Below are 22,399 nucleotides of genomic sequence, written 5' to 3' on the forward strand. Positions count from 1 at the left end.
CTAACTTATGGAAAGTACCCACCTTGAAGTACGGTACAGACGTGAAGGTGAGCTGCCCTGAGCGGGCCATTCTGGAACATGTCACCAGTCGCTGGGGCGTGCTGGTGCTCGCCGCGCTGCATGACGCAGGCACGCTGCGCTTCAGCGAGCTGCGGGACGGCATCGGCGACGTGAGCGAGAAGATGCTGACGCAGACGCTGCGGACCCTGGAGCGGGACGGCTTCGTCCGCCGCCGCGCGCGCCCCGTCATACCGCCGCACGTCGACTACGACCTCACGGCGCTCGGGCAGGAGGCCGCGGGGAAGGTCCGGGCACTGGCTGCCTGGACCTCCTCCCGCGTCGAGGCGGTGGCCGCGGCGCAGTCGGCGTACGACGCCGAGCGTGGCGCGGCGCCTTCGGTCTCCGTCTGAGGCGCCGCCGCCGCTACTCGGGCACCGTCCAGGTGTCGGTGCCGGCGAGGAGCGAGGCCAGGTCGCCTTCGCCCTGCTGGGCCACGGCCTGGTCGAGCTGGTCGGCCATGTCCGTGTCGTAGACCGGGCGCCGGGCGCTGCGCAGCACCCCGATGGGGGTGTGGTGCAGGGTGTCGGGGTCGGCGAGGCGGGACAGCGCGAAGGCCGTCGTCGGGTTGGCGGTGTGCGCGTCGTGCACCAGGACACGGCTCGCGACGTCGTCGGTGACCTCGACGACCACCAGGTCGCCGGTCGAGGGGTCGCGGATGACGCCCTTGGAGCCGAGGCCGTCGGCGGCCGGGGCGCCGAAGCGGATCGGCTGCCCGTGCTCGAGGCGGATGACCGCCTCCTGGGCGGTGGCGTTGTCCTTGAGCGCGTCGAAGGCGCCGTCGTTGAAGATGTTGCAGTTCTGGTAGATCTCGACCAGTGCCGTGCCGGGGTGGTCGGCGGCGGCCCGCAGCACCGACTGGAGGTGCTTGCGATCCGAGTCGATCGTGCGGGCCACGAAGCCCGCCTCCGCGCCGATCGCCAGCGACACCGGGTTGAAGGGGGCGTCGAGCGACCCCATCGGCGTGGACTTGGTGATCTTCCCGGTCTCCGACGTCGGGGAGTACTGCCCCTTGGTCAGCCCGTAGATCCGGTTGTTGAACAGCAGGATCTTCAGGTTCACGTTCCGGCGCAGCGCGTGGATCAGGTGGTTTCCGCCGATCGACAGCGCGTCGCCGTCACCGGTGACGACCCACACCGACAGATCCCGCCGCGAGGTGGCGAGGCCGGTCGCGATGGCCGGGGCGCGGCCGTGGATGGAGTGCATCCCGTAGGTGTTCATGTAGTACGGGAAGCGCGAGGAGCAGCCGATCCCGGAGATGAACACCACGTTCTCCCGGGCCAGCCCCAGCTCCGGCATGAAGGACTGGACCGCGGCCAGCACGGCGTAGTCCCCGCAGCCGGGGCACCAGCGTACTTCCTGGTCGGACTTGAAGTCCTTCATGCTCTGCTTGGCGGCCGCCTTGGGGACCAGTGCCAGCGCCTCAGACATCCGCGTTCTCCTCCATGATCGCCATGACCGCGGCCGCGAGCTGCTCGGCCTTGAACGGCAGTCCCGTCACCTGCGTGAAGGACCGGGCGTCGACCAGGTACTTCGCCCGGAGCAGGTGCGCGAGCTGGCCGAGGTTCATCTCCGGCACGACCACCCGCTCGTAGCTCTTGAGCACCTCGCCGAGATTCGCCGGGAAGGGGTTCAGGTGGCGCAGGTGCGCCTGCGCGACCTGCCCGCCCGCGGCGCGGATCCGGCGCGCGGCCGCGGTGATCGGCCCGTAGGTCGACCCCCAGCCCAGGACCAGGGTGCGGGCCGTCCCCGACGGGTCGTCCACCACCAGGTCGGGCACCGCGATGCCGTCGATCTTCGCCTGCCGGGTGCGGACCATCAGGTCGTGGTTGGCCGGGTCGTAGGAGATGTTCCCCGTCCCGTCCTGCTTCTCGATGCCGCCGATCCGGTGTTCCAGCCCGGGGGTGCCCGGCACCGCCCACGGGCGCGCCAGCGTCTCGGGGTCCCGCAGGTAGGGCCAGAACTCCTCGGTGCCGTCGGCCTTGGTGTGGTTCGGGCCGGAGGCGAACTCGACCCGCAGGTCGGGCAGTTCACCGGTCTGCGGGATGCGCCACGGCTCGGAGCCGTTGGCCAGGTAGCCGTCGGAGAGCAGCAGGACCGGGGTGCGGTAGGTCAGCGCGATCCTGGCCGCCTCCAGCGCGGCGGTGAAGCAGTCGGCCGCGGTGGCCGGTGCGATCACCGGCACCGGGGCCTCGCCGTTGCGCCCGTACATCGCCTGGAGCAGGTCGGCCTGCTCGGTCTTCGTCGGCAGCCCGGTCGACGGGCCGCCGCGCTGGATGTCGATCACCAGCAGCGGCAGTTCCAGCGACACCGCGAGGCCGATCGTCTCGGACTTCAGCGCCACCCCGGGCCCCGACGTCGTCGTGACCGCAAGCGCCCCGCCGAACGCGGCGCCCAGCGCCGCCCCGATCGCGGCGATCTCGTCCTCGGCCTGGAAGGTGCGCACGCCGAAGTTCTTGTGCCGCGAGAGCTCGTGCAGGATGTCCGACGCCGGGGTGATGGGATACGACCCCAGGTACAACGGCAGCCCCGACTGCTTGGACGCGGCGATCAACCCGTAGGACAGCGCCAGGTTTCCCGAGATGTTGCGGTAGGTGCCGGCGGGGAATGCCGCCGACGCGGGCGCGACCTCGTAGGAGACCGCGAAGTCCTCGGTGGTCTCGCCGAAATTCCAGCCGGCGCGAAAGGCCGCCACGTTGGCCGCGGCGATATCGGGCTTCTTCGCGAACTTCTTCGCCAGGAACGCCTCGGTGCCCGCCGTCGGACGGTGGTACATCCAGGACAGCAGGCCCAGCGCGAACATGTTCTTCGCCCGCTCGGCGTCCTTGCGCGCCAGCCCCGAGTCCTTCAGCGCCTCCAGGGTCAGCGTGGTCAGCGGGACCGGGTGGACCGCGAAGGCGGACAGCGAGCCGTCCTCCAGCGGGTTCGCCGACCAGCCGACCTTGGCCATCGCGCGCCGGGAGAACTCGTCGGTGTTCACGATGATCTCCGCGCCCCGCGGCAGGTCGCCCAGGTTCGCCTTCAGGGCGGCCGGGTTCATCGCGACCAGCACGTCGGGGGCGTCACCCGGCGTGAGGATGTCGTGGTCCGCGAAGTGCAGCTGGAAGGACGACACCCCCGGCAGCGTCCCTGCGGGCGCCCTGATCTCCGCCGGGAAGTTCGGCAGCGTCGACAGGTCGTTGCCGAACGACGCCGTCTCCGACGTGAAGCGGTCGCCGGTGAGCTGCATACCGTCGCCGGAGTCACCGGCGAACCGGATGATCACGCGGTCGAGGCGCCTGGTCTCCTTGGCCGGTTTGCGCTGGTCACCGAGAACGTCGACGACGACGGACGGCTCTTCCGCGGTGCCCGCGGTGATGGGGCTGCTGACCTGGCTGGTCACTGAAACGGACCTCCTTCGAGGCGGCGGCTCACCGGTCATCGTACGGCGGTAAGGGTCGCCTTCCCCGGACGTACCGGTAACTGGAAGGCGCGCGTACCGCCGATTGTCCTGCATCGTGAGACGACGTCTCGTCATCCGAGACGTACGGCCGCGCGAAGGCCGTGTACCTCAGGAGTTGAGGTAGGTGAGGACGGCCAGGACCCGACGGTGATCCCCGTCACTCGGGGCCAGTCCCAGCTTGAGGAAGATGTTGCTGACGTGCTTCTCCACCGCTCCGTCGCTCACCACCAGCTGCCTGGCGACGGCCGAGTTCGTCCGCCCCTCCGCCATCAGGCCGAGCACCTCGCGTTCTCGCGGAGTGAGATTGGCGAGTACATGCTGCTTGCGGCTGCGGCCCAGCAGCTGCGCGACCACCTCGGGGTCCAGGGCTGTACCGCCCTCGGCCACCCTGACCACGGCGTCCACGAATTCGCGGACGTCCGCGACCCGGTCCTTGAGCAGGTATCCGACCCCGCGGCTGCTGCCCGCGATCAGCTCGGTCGCGTACTGCTCTTCCACATACTGAGACAGCACCAGCACCCCCACCTCCGGGTGGTCCCGGCGCAGCTGCACCGCGGCGCGGACGCCCTCGTCCGTATGGGTGGGCGGCATCCGTACGTCGGCGACCACCACGTCGGGTGCGGCGCCCTGGCTCGCGAGCTCGTCGACCGCCTTGATCAGTCCCACGGCGTCGCCGACGCCGGCCACCACGTCGTGGCCGCGATCGGTCAGCAGCCGCGTCAGGCCATCCCGCAGCAGTACCGAATCCTCGGCGATGACCACTCGCACCTTGTCCTCCACCGTTCCGCGCTCCCCCGTGTCCGACTGACCCGCCCAGCATCCCAGCATCGGCGGGTGAATGGGGAATACGGTTGCCATGGGCAAGGTTGCGCCCGGCAGCCGGGTGGGCGCCGCGACGGTTCGCGGCGGCCAGCGAGAGGAGCACGCGTGCACGCGGTCGGATTCGATGTCAACGGCGGCCCCGAGGTCCTGCGGCAGTTGGAGCTGCCGACCCCGGCGGCCGGACCGGGGCAGGTGCTGGTCCGGGTCGCGTACGCCGGTGTCAACTACGGCGAACTCCAGCACGTGCTCGGCGACTTCGGCCCACCGCAGGGGGCCCGCGGCATCGACGTGCCGGGACTCGAGGTCTCCGGCGAGATCGCCGCCCTCGGCCCCGGCGTCAGCGGCCTCGCGGTCGGCGACCCGGTCGCCGCCTACCTGCCCGACGGCGGCGGCTACGCCGAATACGCCGTCGCCCCGGCCGAGTTCGTCTTCCCGCTCGACGGCATATCCCCGCGTGACGGCGGCGGCGCCGCCCTCGTCCTCACCACCGCCTACGGAGTGCTGACCGGCGCGGCCCGGCTGCGGGCCGGCGACACCGTGCTGATCCACGCGGCGGCCGGCGGGGTCGGATCGGCCGCGGCGCAGATCGCCCGCGCACTCGGCGCCGCCGCCGTCCACGGGACGGTGGGTTCGCCGGAGAAGGCCGCGTACGCCAAGCGCTTCGGCTACGACGCCGTCCACCTGCGGGACGACTTCGCCGAACGGCTGCGCGACCTCGACGTCGTACTCGACCCGATCGGCGGCAGGACCAGGCTCGCCAGCCTCGCCCTGCTGGCGCCCTTCGGCCGGCTGGCCGTCTACGGCGAGGCGGCGCGGGAGCCGGACCTCACACTGCCCGTGCTGCCGTTCTGGAAGAGCAACCGCTCCCTGACCGGCTACAACATCGGCGACCTCGCCCGCCGCGCCCCCCGCACGGTCCGCGGCCACGCGCTGTCGGCCTTCGCGCTGCTCGCGTCGGGCGCGATCCGGCTGGACGTCACGGCCGAACTGCCCCTGCCGCGGGCGGCCGAAGCGCTCATCGCGATGCAGGCCGGCCGCAACGTGGGCAAGACCCTGATCGCGGTGGACCCGCAGCTCGGCTGAGAGCCGGCAGGACCGCGCCTGCCCGGGGACCGCCCGGTGACACGGCGCCCCAGGGACGGCCCGGCGACACGGCGCCCCCGCCCGGTGGACCGGACGGGGGCGCGCGGGGCGGCCGGGGGAGCGGGCCAGGGGGATACGGGTCACGCCCGCCAGGGCAGCTCGGCCGTGATCCGGGTCGGGCCGCCGGGCGGCGAGTCGACGACCAGGACGCCGTCCACCGAGTCGAGGCGCTCGGCCAGCCCCGCCAGCCCGGAGCCGGCCGACAGGGAGGCGCCGCCGCGCCCGTTGTCCGACACGTGCACCATCATCCGGTCCTCGACCTGCCACACGTCGACCGAGGCACGTCCCGCGCCGCTGTGCTTGCTGACGTTCTGCAGGAGTTCGGAGACGGTGAAGTAGGCGATGCCCTCGATGGCCGGCACCGGTCGGGCGGGGAGGTCGACGGTGACGGTGACGGGGACGGTGCAGCGGGTGGCGACGGAGGAGAGGGCGGCGTCGAGTCCGCGGTCGGTGAGGATGGCGGGGTGGATGCCGCGGGCGAGGTCGCGGAGTTCCTGGAGGGCGACCTTGACCTCGCCGTGTGCTTCGTCGACCATGCGGGCGGCGGCCTCGGGGTCTTCGAGGAGTTTCTCCTTGGCCAGGCCGAGGTCCATGGCCAGGGCGACGAGTCGGGCCTGTGCGCCGTCGTGCAGGTCGCGCTCGATGCGGCGCAGGTCGGCGGCCGCGGTGTCGACCACCACACCCCGGTCGGACTCCAGCTCGGTCACCCGGTCGTCGAGGCGGGAGGGGCCGAGCAGGCCGAGGACCAGGATCCGGTCCACGTGGGCCATACCGCGGATCACCCAGGGCGTGCTCAGCACCAGGGTCCCGCCGACGACCACGCTCAGCAGCATGTCGGCCGGGGTGTGCAGCCACCAGCCGTGGTGACCGTCGCCGCTGCCGTAGACCTGCAGGCCGTCCTCCCCGAAGTAGACCGGGAAGACCCACCGCCACAGCGGGTAGGTCAGCAGCCCCCACCCGTAGGTGAACAGGCTGAGGGAGACCGAGAAGGTGACGATGCCCCACGGGAAGTGCAGCAGCGTGTAGACGACGTGCCGCCAGTTGACGCCGCTGCCGAGCTGGGCGCCGGCCCTGGCCAGGAAGCCGCGGCTCTTGGCGCGGGTCGGCCCTGGCTCGTCCACGTCGAGCAGCAGCAGGGTGCGGGCCCTGGCGCGCTCGACCCGGCCGATGGCCCGGCAGCCGCCGAGGGTCAGCACCAGCAGCGGCAGGCCGACGAAGGTGATCAGCAGGCCCGCGCTGAGCGAGAGCATCGTGACGGTCCACACGAAGCCGGTGATGGCCATCGGCAGGTTCAGCAGCGCGTAGCCGAACTCGCGCCACGTCCTGGCCTCGAAGGGTGCGCGTACCGCGGCAGGCAGGCGGTGGCGCGCCGCCCGCTCCTCGTGCTGGTAGCCGTACGCCATGGTCGGGACCGTCCTTTCCGCACTGCTCGTCATACGTCCACTCTGGGCTTTCCCGGCCGGTCACCCCATGGTGCGGATCGGCCTCTTCGGGGTGGGGCTATCCCCACCCGGCCCCCACCCGGCCCCCGCGAGGCCGCCCGGGACAGGCGGTCGCATCGTGCCGCGACGCGCTTCCGCCCCCGAGCGCCGTGCTCGGGGGGGGAGCCGCGACCGGCACGGCGACGGGCGCGGCCACCGCGCCAGGGCCGCACCACGGCCGCACCACGGCGGCGCCACGACCGCTTTTACGGCCGCCGGAAGTCGCGGTCCCGCCAGGGGAGCTCGGCCGTGACGACGGTCGGCCCGCCCGCCGGGGAGCTGACCACGAAGAGGCCGTCGACGGAGTCCAGCCGCTCCGCCAGGCCCGCCAGGCCGGAGCCCGCGGACACGTCCGCGCCCCCGTGGCCTTCGTCGCGCACCTGGATCATCAGCCGGTCCGTGGTGCGCCACACGTCCACGGAAGCGCGCGGGGCGCCGCTGTGCTTGCTGACGTTCTGCAGGAGTTCGGAGACGGTGAAGTAGGCGATGCCCTCGATCGCCTCCGCCGGTCGGGCGGGGAGGTCGACGGTGACGGTGACGGGGACGGTGCAGCGGGTGGCGACGGAGGAGAGGGCGGCGTCGAGTCCGCGGTCGGTGAGGATGGCGGGGTGGATGCCGCGGGCGAGGTCGCGGAGTTCCTGGAGGGCGACCTTGACCTCGCCGTGTGCTTCGTCGACCATGCGGGCGGCGGCCTCGGGGTCTTCGAGGAGTTTCTCCTTGGCCAGGCCGAGGTCCATGGCCAGGGCGACGAGTCGGGCCTGCGCGCCGTCGTGCAGGTCGCGCTCGATGCGGCGCAGGTCGGCGGCCGCGGTGTCGACCACCACACCCCGGTCGGACTCCAGCTCCGCGATCCGCCGCTCCAGCTCGTCGGACGGCTGCAGCAGCCCGCGCACCAGTGCCCGGTCCACCGCGGACATCCCGCGGGAGAGGAAAGGCAGCACAGGCCAGGCCACGAAGAGCGAGGTCAGCGTCACGGTGAAGGTGATGATGCCCCACGGCAGCCGGATCGCCAGATACAGCGCGTGCCGCCAGGCCACCGGATCCTTCAGGGTCACCCACAACCACGGCAGGAAGCCGAGGGTGCCGGGCCCCAGTGTGCGCGGCTCGTCCACCCGCACCCCCAGCAGCGCCCTCGCCCTTGCCCGCTCCACGGTGCCGAGCACCCGGCAGCCGAGCAGGCCGAACGCGAGCAGCGGCAGGCCGATCACGGTGACCGAGAGCCCCGCGCCGAGCGTCAGCGCCGTGACGACGTAGACGAAGCCGATGATCGACATCGGGAGATTGAGCAGCAGGTTGAGGATCTCCCTCCACGTCACGCCGTCGAAGGCGAAACGCGGCGGCGGCAGTGCGGCGCTGTCGGCCTGGTCGGCCGAGTCGGCCGCCGTGGCCGGGGTGGCGCGGTATGCGGAGGGCGGCGAGGCGTTCATGGTCCCAGCCTGCCGGGGAAACGGGTTCCGGCGCCATGGGGTGAGTGGGCCGGAGCGGGGTGGGGTTATCCCCAGGTGGGTCGCGCGCGGGCCGCGCATGTGCCGGACGACGGCCGCGCGCGGGCCGGGGGCGGGCGGTACGGAAGGGGGCCGTCCGGCTGGAGGGACACCTCGGCCGGAGCCGGTCAGGCCAGGGCCTAGACTCCCTCCGTATAGATCGGCTAAAGATCCAACCGGATCACTGGACACCACCGGTCGATGAGTGGACGAGTCAACGAGGGGCGGACGGACGTGGACTATTTCCACGGCTACTCGGTCGTCGGCCTGGTCGCGGTCGTCGGAGTGCTCTTCGTGTCCGTCGCCTTCGCCTCCGGCCGCCTGCTGCGGCCGGTCGTGCCGACGCCGGAGAAGATGCTCACCTACGAGTGCGGGGTCGACCCGGTCGGCGGGGACTGGGCGCACACCCAGATCCGGTACTACGTGTACTCGTTCCTCTACGTGATCTTCGCGGTCGACGCGATCTTCCTCTTCCCCTGGGCGACGGTCTTCGCCGCACCCGGCTTCGGGGGTACGACGCTGGTGGAGATGTTCGTCTTCATCGGCTTCCTCGCGGTCGGGCTGCTCTACGCCTGGAAGAAGGGCGTCCTGGAATGGACCTGACCCCGGCCGCAGCGGCGGCACCGGCCGCCGAGGGCGGCGCCTCCGTCGCTCCCCCCGAACTGCTTCCCCAGCCGCGCCGGCTCGGCCCGCTGGCCCGGCTGGCACCCGAGCCGATGAAGGTCGTCCTGAACTGGGGCCGCCGCTACAGCCTGTGGGTCTTCAACTTCGGGCTCGCCTGCTGCGCCATCGAGTTCATCGCCGCGTCCATGTCCCGGCACGACTTCATCCGGCTCGGCGTGATCCCCTTCGCGCCCGGCCCGCGGCAGGCCGACCTGATGATCGTGTCCGGCACGGTGACGGACAAGATGGCGCCGGCCGTCAAGCGGCTCTACGAGCAGATGCCGGAGCCGAAGTACGTCATCTCCTTCGGGGCCTGCTCCAACTGCGGCGGTCCGTACTGGGACTCGTACTCCGTGACCAAGGGCGTCGACCAGATCATCCCGGTCGACGTCTACGTCCCCGGCTGCCCGCCGCGGCCCGAGGCGCTGCTCCAGGGCATCCTCAAGCTCCAGGAGAAGATCGCCCGCGAGTCGCTGGGCGAGCGCTACGGGTCGGCGACGGCCGCCAAGCCGTCGGTGCGGGCCCTGACCAGCGGCCTCGTCACCCCGCCGCCCGCGCCCGCCGCCGGCTCCGGCCCGGGGGACACGCCGTGACCGGATGGCTGCCGCGCGAGGCCGCGGAACTCTTCGGGGAGGGCGCCGCCGCCGAGGAGGCCTACGACCTGCTGACCGTCGATGTGCCGCCCGGGTCGTGGGTGGCGGCGCTGGCCACCGCGCGCGACGAGCTGGGCTGCACCTTCTTCGACTGGCTCAGCGCGGTCGACGAGCCGGGCACCGGCTTCCGCGTGTGCGCGCACGTGGTGGCCCTGGGCGCGGCCGGCGCCGGCGGCGTACGGCGGCTGCTGCTGCGTACGACCGTCGGGCACGACGCCCCCGCCCTGCCCACCGCGACCGGCCTGTACCCGGGCGCGGGCTGGCACGAGCGGGAGACGTACGAGATGTTCGGCGTCCGCTTCACCGGGCACCCCGGGCTGCTGCCGCTGCTGCTGCCCGAGGAGTTCGAGGGGCACCCGCTGCGCAAGGACTTCGTGCTCGCAGCCCGGGTCGCGAAGGCGTGGCCGGGCGCGAAGGAGCCAGGCGAGTCGCACGACGGCGGCCCCAAGCGGCGGCAGATGCTGCCGCCGGGGGTGCCGGACCCGAACGAGTGGGGCCCGCTCAAGGGCCAGCTGCCCCCGGCCCCGGCCCGCCCGGCACGCGCCGCCCGCGGCGCCGCCGCCCCGGGCGAACGCCCGGCCCGGCGCACCCGCAGCGTGACCGAGGGCTCGGCGAGCCAGACCCCGGACGCGCCCTGGCAGCGCCCGGCCGCCGCACCCGAGAGCCCGAAGGACGCCCCGGCCCCGGAAGAAGCCCCAGCTCCGGAAGAAGCCCCAGCTCCGGAGGATGCCCCGGCTCCGAAGGACGCCCCAGCTCCCAAGGACGCCCCGGCCCCGAAGGACGGCCCAGCTCCCAAGGACGCCCCGGCCCCCAAGGACGGCCCGGCTCCGAAGGATGCCCCGGCTCCGAAGGATGCCCCGGCTCCGAAGGATGCCCCGGCCCCCAAGGACGCCCCGGCCCCCAAGGACGCCCCGGCTCCCAAGGACGGCCCGGCCCCGAAGGACGGCCCGGCTCCCAAGGACGGCCCAGCCCCGGAGGAAGCCCCAGCCCCGAAGGAAGCCGCAACTCTCAAAGACGCCCCGGCTCCCAAGGACGCCGACCGCCCCGAGGGCCCGCCCGCCGCGGAACCCGGCGGGCAGGGCGAGGCCAGGAAGCAACCCCCGAGTGAACCCCCCGCGGAAGGAGGCGACCCCGCATGAACGACTGGCTCGACACCATCCTGCGGCTGGTCGCCGTCCTGGTCGCCTTCCTGGTCCTCCCGCTGCTGGTCGGCCAGACCGAGCACAAGGTCATGGCGCACATGCAGGGCCGGCTCGGCCCCATGTACGCCGGCGGCTTCCACGGCTGGGCGCAGCTCGTCGCCGACGGGGTGAAGTTCGCCCAGAAAGAGGACATCGTCCCGGCCGACGCCGACCGCCGGATCTTCCAGCTCGCGCCGGCCGTGGCGCTGCTGCCGTATCTGCTGGTGCTCATCGCGATCCCGGTAGGCCCCGACGGCTTCGTCGGGCAGACCATCGACGCCGGGCTGATCTTCGTGCTGGCCGTGATGGGCGTCGGCGTGCTCGGCTCGCTGATGGCCGGCTGGGCGTCGGCGAACAAGTTCTCCCTGCTCGGCGGCTTGCGGACGGCCGCCCAGCTGATGGCCTACGAGCTGCCGATGCTGCTGACCGCCGCCTCGGTGGCGATGGCGGCCGGCACCCTGTCGCTGCCCGGCATCGTGGACGGCTACCACTGGTGGTGGACGCCCTGGCAGCTCATCGGCGGCCTCGTCTTCTTCACCGCGGGACTCGCCGAACTCCAGCGCCCGCCCTTCGACATGCCGGTCGCCGACTCCGAGATCATCTTCGGCGCCTACACCGAGTACACCGGGCTGCGCTTCGCGCTGTTCCTGCTCGCCGAGTACGCCGGAATCGTCGTGCTGTGCGCGCTGACCACGGTGCTCTTCCTCGGCGGCTGGCACGGTCCGTGGGCGGGCAGCGCCGGGTGGGTGTGGACGCTGGTCAAGACCGCGCTGCTGGCCTTCGTCGTGATCTGGCTGCGGGTGAGCTACCCGCGGCTGCGCGAGGACCAGTTGCAGAAGCTCGCCTGGACCGTGCTCATCCCGCTGTCCCTCGCCCAGATCGCCCTGACCGGCGTCGTCAAGGTGGTGATCTCGTAGCCATGGCACCTTTCTCCGGCATTCCCGGATCAGGACTCGCCAAAGGCCTGGCCGTCACCCTGCGGACCATGACCAAGCGCACGGTCACCGCCCAGTACCCCGACGCGCAGCCCGAACTCCCGCCGCGCAGCCGCGGCGTGATCGCGCTGTTCGAGGAGAACTGCACGGTGTGCATGCTGTGCGCGCGCGAGTGCCCGGACTGGTGCATCTACATCGACTCCCACAAGGAGACCGCGCCGCCGGCCGCGCCCGGCGGGCGGGAGCGCAGCCGGAACGTCCTGGACCGCTTCGCCATCGACTTCTCCCTGTGCATGTACTGCGGTATCTGTATCGAGGTGTGCCCCTTCGACGCGCTTTTCTGGTCACCGGAGTTCGAGTACGCGGAAACGGACATCCTCGACCTCACCCACGAACGCGACAAGCTGCGCGACTGGATGTGGACGGTGCCCGCGCCGCCCGCGCTCGACCCCGCGGCGGAGGAGCCCAAGGAGGTCGCAGCGGCACGCAAGACGGCGGAGAAGGCTGCCGCTGCCGCCGCGGCGGCCCGGCGTGACGACACGACCGGCGAGCAGGGCGACGACCGGAGCGACGAGCAGGGGAAGGGTGACGCGTGAACCTCAGCGCCGCCGCCCACCACCCCGGCTTCCTGTCCCCGACCGGCGTGGAGATCACCTTCGTGCTCATCGGCCTCGCCACCCTCGGCGCGGCCCTGCTGACCGTCACCACCAGGCAGCTGGTGCACGCCGCCCTGTGGCTGGTCGTCGCGCTCGGCGGCCTGGCCGTCGAATACCTGCTGCTCACCGCCGAGTTCATCGCCTGGGTGCAGGTGCTGATCTACGTGGGCTCAGTCGTCGTCCTGCTGCTTTTCGGCCTGATGCTGACCAAGGCGCCCATCGGCCGGTCCCCTGACGCCGACTCGGAGAACCGGTGGGTCGCCCTGGCGGTCGCGGTGGCCGCCGCCGCTGCCCTGGTGTGGGTGGTCGTGGACGCCTTCCGCACCACCTGGATCAACCTGCACGGTGTCGTCCAGGGCTCCTCCCGGGCCACCGGCGAGAGCCTCTTCCGGCACTGGGTGCTGCCCTTCGAGGCGCTGTCGGTGCTGCTGCTCGCCGCGCTGGTCGGCGCGATCGTGCTGTCCCGCCGCGACACCGGCGGCCCGGCCGGCCCGGCGGGCGCCCGCACCGGCGGCCCCGCCGCCCCGGCCGAGCTTCCGGCCACCGCCCCCGCCGACGTCCCCGGCCCTGCCCCCGCCGCCGGCAAGGAGCACAGCTGATGCACCTCGCCTATCCCGCAGTCCTCGCCGTCCTCCTGTTCTGCGTCGGCCTCTACGGCGTGCTCGCCCGCCGCAACGCGATCCTCGTCCTGATGTCCGTCGAGCTGATGCTCAACGCCGTCAACCTCAACCTGGTCGCCTTCGACGTCTGGCTGCGCGACTCGCTGCACGCCGGGCAGGCGCTGACCCTCTTCACCATCACCATCGCCGCCGCGGAGATCGGCCTCGGCCTGGCGATCGTGCTGCTGGTCTTCCGCCACCGCGGCAGCTCCGACATCGACCGGCTCACCGGCCTCGCGGAACCGCACGGACCGGACGCACCCGACGCCACGCCCGCCGCGGCGGCCGATGACGAGAAGGCCGAGGCCACCGCGTGACCCTGACCGCCCTTGCCGCGCTCGTCCCCCTCCTGCCCTTCCTGGGCGGCGCCGCAGGACTCCTGCTCGGCCGGCGCTCGCCCGGCTTCGTGCGCCCGCTGGCCGTGCTGCCCACCGCGGCCGCCTTCGTGCTCGCCGCGATCACCGCCGCCCGGCAGGGCACCGGCGCGCCCACCGACGCCTCGCACCGGCTGACCGTCACCGGGTCCGTGCCGATCGACCTGTCCCTGCACCTGGACGGCTTCTCGGTGCTGGTCGCCGTCCTGGTCGGGCTGGTCGCCACCTGCGTGCAGCTCTACTCGGTCTCCTACCTGCGCCACGACCCGCGCTACCCGTCGTACGCCGCCCTGGTCTCGCTCTTCACCTCCGCGATGCTGCTGGTCGTCTACACCGGCGACCTGATGGTGCTGCTCGTCGGCTGGGAGGTGATGGGCATCTGCTCCTACTTCCTCGTCGGGCACTACTGGGAGACCGAGACCGCCCGCGCCGCCTCGATCAAGGCGTTCCTGGTCACCAAGCTCGGCGACGTCCCCTTCCTGATCGGGGTGTTCGCGCTCGCCACCGACGCGCACACCTTCCGCATCGACGGCATCCTGGCCGCCGCCGCCCACGGGCAGCTGCACCACCCGACCGTGACCGCGCTGCTGCTGCTCGCCGGGGTCGCGGGCAAGTCCGCGCAGTTCCCGCTGCACACCTGGCTGCCCGACGCGATGGCCGGCCCCACCCCGGTGTCCGCGCTGATCCACGCGGCCACCATGGTCGCGGCCGGCATCTACCTGGTGGCCAGGCTGCTGCCGGTCTTCACCGCGTCGGCCGCCGCGCTCGCCGTGCTCGGCGCGATGGCCGCCGTGACGATGGTCGGCTCCGCGCTCGCCGCCCTCGCGCAGGACGACATCAAACGCGTGCTGGCCTACTCCACCATCGGCCAGCTCGGCTACATGGCCGGCGCCCTGGCCGTCGGCAACCGCGACGCCGCCGTCTTCCACCTCCTCTCGCACGGTGCCTTCAAGGCCCTGCTCTTCCTGGGCGCGGGCGTCGTCATCCACGCCGCCGGCACCAACTCGCTCACCGCGATGTCCCGGATGGGCTCGCTCGGCAAGCGCGTCCCCGACGCCATGTGGACCATGGGCCTGGCGCTCGCCGCCCTCGCCGCGCTCCCCCCGCTGTCCGGCTTCTTCTCCAAGGAGTCCGTCCTGCGGGCCGCCGAGCACGCCGCCTCAGGCGACACCGCGCACGTGCCGTCCGCAGTCGGCTGGACGGTGCTGGTCGCGGGACTGGCGGCGGCCCTGCTCACCGCCGGCTACGCGACCCGGCTCTTCCTGCTGGCCTTCCGCGGCAGCGGCCCCGAGGCCCCCGACCACGGCAGGCAGCCGGTCGTGATGACCAGCGTGCTGTGGGTGCTGGCCGTCCCCACCCTCGCCTTCGGCGGCCTCACCTACCGCGAGCTGCCCGACTGGTTCGGCGGCGCCCCGCTCGGCCCGACCCTGGTCACCTCGGTCCTCGGCGCAGGACTCGCCCTGGTCGGCGTGCTGGTCACCTACGGCGCCTGGTCCGCGACCGCCGCGACCCGCCGGGCCGTACCCGTCGGGGCCGTGGTCACCGCCGACCCCGACGAGGAACCCGCCCTCGTCGAGGCCGAGGCCATCGCCACCCACCAGGAGATCTACGGCGACATCGCCGCGGCCGACGACCCCGGCGACCCGGGCCGGCTGCTGCTCGGCCCGCTGCACCCGCTCGCCGCACACGGCTTCCGCCTCGACGCGGTCTACAGCGCGCTCTTCGTCCGCCCGGTGCTCGCCGCCGCGAGCCTGGTGCGCTTCCTGGACCGCGAGGTCATCGAGACCTACGTCCGCGCCGCCGGGGGCACCCCGCGGCTGCTCGGCGCGGCCGTCCGCAGGGCCCAGAACGGAAACGTCCAGACCTACCTCAGCGCGCTGCTGGCCGGCGCCGTGGTGCTCGCCGTCCTCGTCGCCGTCGGAGGCTGAGAACCAGTGAACGACACCGCCCTCCAGTACGTCCTCGCGGCGATCGTGGTGCTGCCGCTGCTCGGCGCGGCCGGCGCCCTGCTCCCGCCGCCGCCCGGTCTGCGCGGCCGCGGCCCGGACCAGGCCGTACTGCGGCACGGCGTGACCGTGACCGGCGCCGTCCTGATCCTGTCGATCGTCCTGGCCGCGGGCTTCGACCACGACCACCCGGCGAGGATGCAGGCGAGCACCGACCTCGACTGGATCCCCGCGCTGAGGATCCACCTCCACCTCGGCATCGACGGCATCTCCCTCCCCCTCCTGGTACTGACCGCGCTGCTGACCTTCCTGTGCGCGCTCTACTCCTATTTCCACCTGCCGGCCGGCGGCTCGGCCAAGGGCTTCGTCGCGCTGCTGCTCCTGCTGGAAGCGGGCACGCTGGCCACCTTCGCCGTGCTCGACCTGATGCTCTTCTTCCTGGCCTTCGAGATGGTCCTCATCCCGATGTACTTCCTCATCGCCCGCTGGGGCGGCGGCGACCGGGAACGATCGGCCCTGCGCTTCATCGTCTACACCCTCCTCGGCTCCGTGATCATGCTGCTCGGCCTGCTCCTCATCGGGATCAAAGCGGGCACATTCGACATGGTGACACTCGCCACTGACAACGGGTCACACCTCAGTCACTCCACGCAGCTGATCGCCGTCCTCGCCATCGGGATCGGCCTCGCGATCAAGGCCCCGATGTGGCCGCTGCACAGCTGGCTCCCCGACGCCCACACCGCCGCACCCACCGTCGGCTCCGTGCTGCTGGCCGGCGTGCTGCTGAAGATGGGCACCTACGGCCTGGTCAGGATCGTGCTGCCCGACGCGCCCGGCGGCATGCGGACCTTCGCCCCCTACCTGGCCGCCTTCGCCGTCGTCGGCATCGTCTACGGCTCCCTCGCCTGCCTCGCGCTGGCCCGCCAGGGCAACGGCGGCGACCTCAAGCGGCTCATCGCCTACTCCTCGGTCGGCCACATGGGCTTCGTGCTGCTCGGCATCGCCTCCATGAACCCCACAGGCGTCAACGGCGCGCTCTTCGCCAACATCGCCCACGGCCTGATCACCGGCCTGCTCTTCTTCCTGGTCGGCGCGGTCAAGGACCGCTACGGCTCCAGCGACCTCGACCAGCTCGCCGGCCGCACCGGGGCAGCCCTCTACGGCCGCGCCCCACGCCTCGGCGGCCTGCTCGCCTTCGCCGCGGTCGCCTCGCTCGGGCTGCCGGGCCTCGCCGGGTTCTGGGGCGAGATGCTGGCGATGTTCGGCTCCTTCGAGCCCGGCGCGGGCCTGAGCCGCCCCGCCTACCTCACCTTCACCGCCGTCGCCGCCTTCGGCACCCTGCTGACCGCCGGCTACCTGCTGACCGTGGTCCGCCGGGTCTGCATGGGCGACCACGACACCGCCGAGCTGCGACCCGCGCTCGCCGACGTCAGGGGCTACGAGTTCGCCGCCTGGACACCGCTGGCGGCCCTCACCGTCCTGGCGGGCCTGTGGCCCGCCGCCCTGCTCGGGCTCACCGACCCGGCCGTACGCTCCCTGCTCGGAGGCCACTGATGTCGTCCCTCGTGCAGCCCGTCGACTGGGTGGCGGTCACCCCCGTCGTCATCCCGGCCGCGCTGGCCGTGGCCGTCCTGGTCGCCGACCTGTTCCTGCCGCAGGAGCGCAAGCCGCTGCTCGGCTGGGTCACCGCCGCGGGCCTGCTGGCCGCCGCCCTCACCCTGATCCCGCTGCGTGCCGGACACCGCAGCACCTTCTGCCAGGCCGGGGCGGGCACCGGCGGCTGCTCGTACGCGGCCGACCACTTCACCCTGGTCGTCCAGGCCCTGGTGCTGGGCGGGGCCCTGCTCACCGCGCTGCTGTCCATCGGCACCCTGGAACGCGTCCCGGCCGGCGAGTACTGGTTCCTGCTGCTGTCCTCGGCCGCGGGCGCCGCGCTGCTGCCCGCCTCCCGCGACCTGGCCACGCTGATCGTCGCCCTGGAGGTGACGACGCTGCCCGCCTTCGCGCTGGTCGGCCTGCGCCGCGACGACCGGCTGTCCAGCGAGGCCGCCCTCAAGTTCTTCCTGACCTCGGTGACCGCCACCGCCGTCTCGCTGCTCGGCATCAGCTTCGTCTACGCCGCCACCGGCACCCTGCACCTGGCCGCCGTCGCCGACGGCCTCACCCACACCCCCGGCCAGCTGCACACCCTGGCCAGGGCCGGGGTCGCCCTCACCCTGGTCGGCTTCGCCTTCAAGCTGGCCGTCGCCCCCTTCCACTTCTGGGTGCCTGACACCTACGCGGGCGCGCCCCTGCCGGTCGCCGCGTACCTGTCGGTCGTCGGCAAGGCGGCCGGTTTCTCCGGGCTGATCCTGGTCACCGTCGTCGCCTTCCGCCCGTACACCGGTGTGTGGGGCCCGGCGATCGGGGTGCTGGCCGCGCTCACGATGACCGTGGGGAATGTCGGCGCCCTGCGGCAGCGGCCCGGCGCGCCACGCGGCGCGGTGCGGCTGCTGGCCTGGTCCTCGGTCGGCCAGGCGGGCTACCTGCTGGTCCCGCTCGCCGCGGCCGCGTCCGCCGACCGCCCGGCCCACGAGATCGGCACCACCGTGGCCTACGCGCTGATGTACGGCGTGGTCAACCTCGGCGCCTTCGCGGTGGTCGCCCTGGTGGAGCGCACCGCCCCGCACAGCCGCCTCGCCGACTACCGGGGCCTGTACGCGTCCCGCCCCGCCGCCGCGCTCGCGCTGGCCTTCTTCCTGCTGTGCCTGGCGGGGCTGCCGCCCGGCGTGATCGGGCTGTTCGCGAAGGTGGCCGTCTTCTCCTCCGCGGTCGGCACCCAGCACGGCTGGCTCGCGGTGATCATGGCCGTGAACGTCGTCATCGCCCTCGTCTACTACCTGCGCTGGACGGCCTTGCTCTTCACCCCGGCAGGCGAGCGGACCGGTGAACGCACCGGCACAGGCGTACCCGCCCCGCAGGCCTCCGCCGCCGCGGCCGCCGAGGCCGGGACCCCGGTCGGGCTCACCCTGGCCGTCGCTCTGACCGCGCTGGCCGGAATCGCCCTGTCAGGCGCCCCGCAGCTGATCCTGCGGTACGCCCAGGGCACCCTGCTCTGACCCGCCCGCGGCGCCTCCAGGGCCGGTAGCTGTCCGTACCCGGCGGTACGCACAAGGGAACTGGCGGCGCCCCGCTGGCGTTGAGCAGAGCAGGAGGTTTTGCTTGGGGGGAAGGATCCCCGGGCACTTCGCAGAATCTGGAGGGCGCACGTGCACCGCCGGCACAACGGGTTGAAGACCGCCGTACTCCTTGGCGGTCTGTCCGCACTCATCCTGGTCATCGGCAGCTTCTTCGGCCGGACCGGGCTCATCGTGGCGCTCGTCATCGCCCTGGGCACGAACGCGTACGCGTACTGGAACAGCGACAAGCTGGCGCTACGCGCGATGCGCGCCCGGCCGGTGAGCGAGATCGAGGCACCCGCGCTCTACCGCATCGTGCGCGAGCTTTCGACGGCCGCAAGGCAGCCGATGCCCCGGCTGTACATCTCGCCGACCGAGGCGCCCAACGCCTTCGCCACCGGGCGCAACCCGCGCAACGCCGCGGTCTGCTGCACCGAGGGCATCATGGGCATCCTCGACGAGCGCGAGCTGCGCGGGGTCATCGGCCATGAGCTGAGCCATGTCTACAACCGCGACATCCTCATCTCGTCGGTGGCGGGCACCCTCGCCTCCGTCGTCGTCTTCCTGGTCAATTTCGCCTGGCTCATCCCGGTCGGCCGCTCCGACGACGACGAGGGCCCCGGCATCCTCGGCCTGCTGCTGATGATGATCCTCGGCCCGATCGCCGCGTCCCTGATCCAGCTCGCCGTCTCCCGCTCCAGGGAGTACGAGGCCGACGCCTCCGGCGCCCGCCTGACCGGCGACCCGCTGGCCCTGGCCTCCGCCCTGCGCAAGCTCGACGCGGGGACGAAGCAGCTGCCGCTGCCGCCCGAGCCGCGCTTGGAGACCGCCAGCCATATGATGATCGCAAACCCTTTCCGCCCGGGTGACGCGTCCAAGCTGTTCTCGACCCACCCCCCGATGGCTGAGCGCATCACCCGCCTCGAACGGATGGCAGGGCGTCCCTGATGAGAACTGTTCTGAACATCATCTGGCTGGTGCTGTGCGGTTTGTGGATGTGCCTGGGCTACTTCCTGGCCGGGCTCATCCTGTGCATCACCATCATCGGAATCCCCTTCGGCATCGCGGCCTTCCGCATCGGTGTGTACGCGCTCTGGCCCTTCGGCTACACCACGGTGGAGCGCCGGGACGCCGGCGCCGGATCCCTGGTCGGCAATGTGCTGTGGCTGGTCCTGGCCGGCTGGTGGCTGGCCCTGGGACACATCGTGACCGGCATCGCGCTGGCCATCACGATCATCGGCATCCCGCTCGCGATCCCGAACTTCAAGCTCATCCCGCTGTCGCTGATGCCGCTGGGCCGCGAGATCGTCCCCAGCGACCAGCCCTTCGGGGTCCGCTGAGCCACCGCGGTCGCCGCCGGCGGGCTGCCGCCAGCCGCATCGGGTGAGCCGTACGGAGGCGGGCCGGGCCCGCCGCCACAGCCCGCCCAGTCTCCCGCGCCACACCCGTCGCGCCTGCCGGGCCAGGGCGGGACGGTCACGTCCAGCCCCTGGTCAGACGGCCGTGCCCTGCTAGTGTCTGGCGCGGAGGTGCACGGTTGTCTGACGTCGACGCGCTCATCACGCGGACCGCGGGCGCGCAACTGCCCCCCGGTCTCACCGGCTACGCCGCGTATCTGCTGCGTCGCGCCCACGTCCTCGCCAACCGGCTCGCACCCACCTTCGACGAGGCCGCCGACGGTGCGGGCAGCGCACGCGACTTCCACGTGCTCGACGCGCTCGGCGAACCCGGCGCCGCCTACTCGCAGCAGGACCTCGGCGACCGGCTCGGCATCAACCGCACCACCATGGTCAAGCTGATCGACCGCTTCGAGGCGGCAGGCCAGGTCACCAGGGCGCGCAACCCCGACGACCGGCGCTCCTACGTCCTGGCGCTCACCGCGGGCGGCAGGGCCGCGGTCAAGGCCATGGACCCCGCCGTCAGCGCCGCCGACGACCAGCTCACCGCCGACCTGTCCGCAGCCGAGCGCGACCGCCTCGACGCCCTGCTGTCCGCGCTGCTGTCCCGTCCCGCGCCCGGCCCCGGCGCCCCCGGCCGCACCGGTTCGCTGATCACCCAGGCACACCACCTCGTACGCCACCGCATCGAGGCGGCGCTCACCGGCAGCGGACTCCAGGCCAGGCACTTCGGCGCACTGGCCGTACTCGCCGACGCCGCCTGCTCGCAGCAGCTGCTCGCCCGGCGGCTGGCCATCAGCGAGCAGGCGGTGCTCCAGGTGGTGGACGACCTGGAGCGGGCCGGCCGGGTCGCCCGCGACCGCGACCCGCAGGACCGCCGCCGCTACGCCCTGCGGATCACCGAACCCGGCCGGGCCGCCCTGCTCGCCACCCGCCACGTCGTGGAGGCCGCGGAAGCCGAGACCGCCACCGCCCTCGGCGCCGACGGCCGGGCCGAGCTCGCGGGCCTGCTGGCCGCCCTGCTGCGGGCCGACGACTGAGCGAAGGGCCCCTGACGGCGGCTGCGCCCAGCGGTGTACGAGGATGAGGACCGACCGGCAACGCTGCCGAGACGTCGAGGAGATGGCCGTGGGCACCCTGCAAGCAGGCGACAAGGCACCGGACTTCACGCTTCCCAACCAGGCGGGCGAACCCGTCACCCTCAGCGACGTCCTCGGCGGGAGCGTCGTGGTGCTCTACTTCTACCCCAAGGACAACACCCGCGGCTGCACCGCCGAGGCGTGCAGCTTCCGCGACAGCTACGAGAGCTTCACGGACGCCGGAGCCGTGGTCATCGGCATCAGCTCCGACTCCGTCGCGTCGCACGAGAAGTTCGCCGGGCAGCACGAACTGCCCTTCACGCTGCTGTCGGACGCGGGCCGGGCCGTGCGCAAGCAGTACGGCGCCGCCACCCTGGCCGGCGTGGTGCCCGGCCGCACCACCTTCGTCATCGACCGGGAGGGCGTCATCCGGCACGCCTTCTCCTCGATGATGAACATCGGCGGCCACATCGACGACGCGCTCGCCGTCGTGAAGGAACTCCAGGCCGCGCACTGAGCCGCGCTGACGCCCCGGGCCGCCCGCCTGCCGCATGCCGGAGGGCCGCCCGGGTGCCTGGCGCCCCGACGGCCCTCCGCGCGGTGCCGAGCGCTCAGCGGTAGTTGACGTACTGCAGGGCGAAGTCCAGGTCCTTGCCCTTGAGCAGCGCCTGCACCGCCTGGAGGTCGTCCCTGCTCTTCGAGCTGACCCGCAGCTCGTCACCCTGCACCTGGGCCTTCACGCCCTTCGGCCCCTCATCGCGGATGATCTTCGCGACCTTCTTGGCGTTCTCCTGCGAGATGCCTTCCTCGATCGACGCGAAGATCTTGTACTCCTTGCCGGACAGCTGCGGCTCGCCGGCGTCCAGCGCCTTGAGCGAGATCCCGCGCTTGACCAGCTTCGTCTCGAAGACGTCCAGGATCGCCTTCACGCGCTCCTCGGAGTTCGCCTCCATCAGGATCTTCTCGCCCGACCACGCGATCGACGCCCCGACGTTCTTGAAGTCGTAGCGCTGCGAGATCTCCTTCGCGGCCTGGTTGAGGGCGTTGTCGACCTCCTGCCGCTCGACCTTCGAGACGATGTCGAAACTGGAGTCGGCCATGTTCAGTGGGCTCCTTGACTGTGTTCCATCGGCGTTCCATCGGTCCATCACTTCCACGGCCCGTCGCCGGCCCGTGACCCACCAGCCTAGCCACCGCACACCCCCCAGCGCGCTGATCAATCCGGTGGCGGACCACCCCTGCGCATCGGGTATCGTTTACGTCGTCGCC

22 protein-coding genes are annotated in these 22,399 nt (G+C 72.4%); 16 read left to right on the forward strand and 6 right to left on the reverse strand.

Annotation, left to right across the window (positions count from 1 at the left end; all coding sequences use genetic code 11):
* Positions 1-23: 23 nt before the first annotated feature.
* Positions 24-410 carry a winged helix-turn-helix transcriptional regulator gene (locus ACGFMP_RS19900; protein WP_393673944.1) on the forward strand — a complete coding sequence of 129 codons (387 nt, stop codon included), beginning with the start codon at positions 24-26 and terminating at the stop codon, positions 408-410.
* A 13-nt stretch (positions 411-423) separates the two neighbouring features.
* Here the strand turns inward: ACGFMP_RS19900 and ACGFMP_RS19905 are convergent, their stop codons facing one another.
* The 3 genes from ACGFMP_RS19905 to ACGFMP_RS19915 all read right to left on the reverse strand — a co-directional run bounded on the left by ACGFMP_RS19905 (position 424) and on the right by ACGFMP_RS19915 (position 4,267).
* A complete protein-coding gene (locus ACGFMP_RS19905) occupies positions 424-1,488 on the reverse strand; it encodes a 2-oxoacid:ferredoxin oxidoreductase subunit beta (protein WP_393673946.1) in 1,065 nt (354 codons plus the stop codon).
* Positions 1,481-3,439 carry a 2-oxoacid:acceptor oxidoreductase subunit alpha gene (locus ACGFMP_RS19910; RefSeq protein ID WP_393673948.1) on the reverse strand — a complete coding sequence of 653 codons (1,959 nt, stop codon included), beginning with the start codon at positions 3,437-3,439 and terminating at the stop codon, positions 1,481-1,483. Before ACGFMP_RS19910 ends, ACGFMP_RS19905 begins: the two co-directional genes overlap by 8 nt.
* Before the next feature lie 168 nt (positions 3,440-3,607).
* Positions 3,608-4,267: a LuxR C-terminal-related transcriptional regulator gene (locus tag ACGFMP_RS19915; RefSeq protein WP_393674293.1), complete on the reverse strand. Its 660-nt coding sequence runs from the start codon at positions 4,265-4,267 to the stop codon at positions 3,608-3,610.
* Positions 4,268-4,426: 159 nt separating this feature from the next.
* Here ACGFMP_RS19915 and ACGFMP_RS19920 point away from each other — a divergent pair, with 159 nt between their 5' ends.
* Positions 4,427-5,404 (forward strand): zinc-binding alcohol dehydrogenase family protein, encoded by a 978-nt coding sequence (locus ACGFMP_RS19920; RefSeq protein ID WP_393673950.1) that lies wholly within the window; start codon positions 4,427-4,429, stop codon positions 5,402-5,404.
* 140 nt (positions 5,405-5,544) lie between these two features.
* On the opposite strand, the gene ACGFMP_RS19925 is transcribed toward ACGFMP_RS19920, so the two are convergent.
* Together ACGFMP_RS19925 and ACGFMP_RS19930 are read right to left on the reverse strand one after the other, a co-directional pair.
* Entirely contained in the window at positions 5,545-6,900 is a 1,356-nt protein-coding gene (locus ACGFMP_RS19925) for a sensor histidine kinase (protein WP_393673952.1), read from the reverse strand.
* Positions 6,901-7,151: 251 nt separating this feature from the next.
* The gene (locus ACGFMP_RS19930) at positions 7,152-8,372 is read right to left on the reverse strand and encodes a sensor histidine kinase (RefSeq protein WP_393673954.1); all 1,221 of its coding nucleotides are present in this window, start codon (positions 8,370-8,372) and stop codon (positions 7,152-7,154) included.
* A gap of 258 nt (positions 8,373-8,630) precedes the next feature.
* Here ACGFMP_RS19930 and ACGFMP_RS19935 point away from each other — a divergent pair, with 258 nt between their 5' ends.
* The 14 genes from ACGFMP_RS19935 (at position 8,631) to ACGFMP_RS20000 (ending at position 21,647) form a co-directional block, all read left to right on the forward strand.
* A complete protein-coding gene (locus ACGFMP_RS19935; RefSeq protein ID WP_393673955.1) occupies positions 8,631-9,032 on the forward strand; it encodes an NADH-quinone oxidoreductase subunit A in 402 nt (133 codons plus the stop codon).
* A complete protein-coding gene (locus ACGFMP_RS19940; protein WP_393673957.1) occupies positions 9,023-9,685 on the forward strand; it encodes an NADH-quinone oxidoreductase subunit B in 663 nt (220 codons plus the stop codon). Before ACGFMP_RS19935 ends, ACGFMP_RS19940 begins: the two co-directional genes overlap by 10 nt.
* Positions 9,682-10,884, forward strand: coding sequence for an NADH-quinone oxidoreductase subunit C (locus ACGFMP_RS19945; protein ID WP_393673959.1), 1,203 nt, complete (start codon positions 9,682-9,684; stop codon positions 10,882-10,884). Before ACGFMP_RS19940 ends, ACGFMP_RS19945 begins: the two co-directional genes overlap by 4 nt.
* The gene (gene nuoH / locus ACGFMP_RS19950) at positions 10,881-11,843 is read left to right on the forward strand and encodes an NADH-quinone oxidoreductase subunit NuoH (RefSeq protein ID WP_393673961.1); all 963 of its coding nucleotides are present in this window, start codon (positions 10,881-10,883) and stop codon (positions 11,841-11,843) included. The genes ACGFMP_RS19945 and nuoH overlap by 4 nt, the downstream gene beginning before the upstream one ends.
* A gap of 2 nt (positions 11,844-11,845) precedes the next feature.
* Complete coding sequence (locus ACGFMP_RS19955; RefSeq protein ID WP_393673963.1) at positions 11,846-12,457, forward strand: NuoI/complex I 23 kDa subunit family protein; 612 nt, start codon at positions 11,846-11,848, stop codon at positions 12,455-12,457.
* Positions 12,454-13,116 (forward strand): NADH-quinone oxidoreductase subunit J, encoded by a 663-nt coding sequence (locus ACGFMP_RS19960; RefSeq protein ID WP_393673965.1) that lies wholly within the window; start codon positions 12,454-12,456, stop codon positions 13,114-13,116. Before ACGFMP_RS19955 ends, ACGFMP_RS19960 begins: the two co-directional genes overlap by 4 nt.
* Positions 13,116-13,493, forward strand: a complete 378-nt coding sequence (nuoK, locus tag ACGFMP_RS19965; protein ID WP_393673967.1) for an NADH-quinone oxidoreductase subunit NuoK — start codon at positions 13,116-13,118, stop codon at positions 13,491-13,493. Before ACGFMP_RS19960 ends, nuoK begins: the two co-directional genes overlap by 1 nt.
* Positions 13,490-15,478, forward strand: coding sequence for an NADH-quinone oxidoreductase subunit L (locus ACGFMP_RS19970; protein WP_393673969.1), 1,989 nt, complete (start codon positions 13,490-13,492; stop codon positions 15,476-15,478). Before nuoK ends, ACGFMP_RS19970 begins: the two co-directional genes overlap by 4 nt.
* Before the next feature lie 6 nt (positions 15,479-15,484).
* On the forward strand, positions 15,485-17,050 hold the full coding sequence (locus ACGFMP_RS19975; RefSeq protein WP_393673971.1) for a NuoM family protein: 1,566 nt from the start codon (positions 15,485-15,487) through the stop codon (positions 17,048-17,050).
* Positions 17,050-18,594 carry an NADH-quinone oxidoreductase subunit N gene (locus ACGFMP_RS19980; protein ID WP_393673973.1) on the forward strand — a complete coding sequence of 515 codons (1,545 nt, stop codon included), beginning with the start codon at positions 17,050-17,052 and terminating at the stop codon, positions 18,592-18,594. Before ACGFMP_RS19975 ends, ACGFMP_RS19980 begins: the two co-directional genes overlap by 1 nt.
* Before the next feature lie 150 nt (positions 18,595-18,744).
* Positions 18,745-19,602, forward strand: coding sequence for a zinc metalloprotease HtpX (gene htpX / locus ACGFMP_RS19985; RefSeq protein WP_393673974.1), 858 nt, complete (start codon positions 18,745-18,747; stop codon positions 19,600-19,602).
* Complete coding sequence (locus tag ACGFMP_RS19990) at positions 19,602-19,994, forward strand: YccF domain-containing protein (RefSeq protein WP_393673976.1); 393 nt, start codon at positions 19,602-19,604, stop codon at positions 19,992-19,994. The genes htpX and ACGFMP_RS19990 overlap by 1 nt, the downstream gene beginning before the upstream one ends.
* 197 nt (positions 19,995-20,191) lie before the next feature.
* Positions 20,192-21,091: a MarR family transcriptional regulator gene (locus tag ACGFMP_RS19995; protein WP_393673978.1), complete on the forward strand. Its 900-nt coding sequence runs from the start codon at positions 20,192-20,194 to the stop codon at positions 21,089-21,091.
* Positions 21,092-21,179: 88 nt separating this feature from the next.
* Positions 21,180-21,647, forward strand: coding sequence for a peroxiredoxin (locus ACGFMP_RS20000; RefSeq protein WP_393673980.1), 468 nt, complete (start codon positions 21,180-21,182; stop codon positions 21,645-21,647).
* 94 nt (positions 21,648-21,741) lie between these two features.
* Here ACGFMP_RS20000 and ACGFMP_RS20005 read toward each other — a convergent pair whose 3' ends face one another.
* A complete protein-coding gene (locus tag ACGFMP_RS20005) occupies positions 21,742-22,230 on the reverse strand; it encodes a YajQ family cyclic di-GMP-binding protein (RefSeq protein ID WP_393673982.1) in 489 nt (162 codons plus the stop codon).
* Positions 22,231-22,399: the final 169 nt, after the last annotated feature.

The organism is Streptomyces sp. NPDC049040 (genome assembly GCF_043197715.1).
In the GTDB taxonomy this organism is placed as follows: Bacteria; Actinomycetota; Actinomycetes; order Streptomycetales; family Streptomycetaceae; genus Actinacidiphila.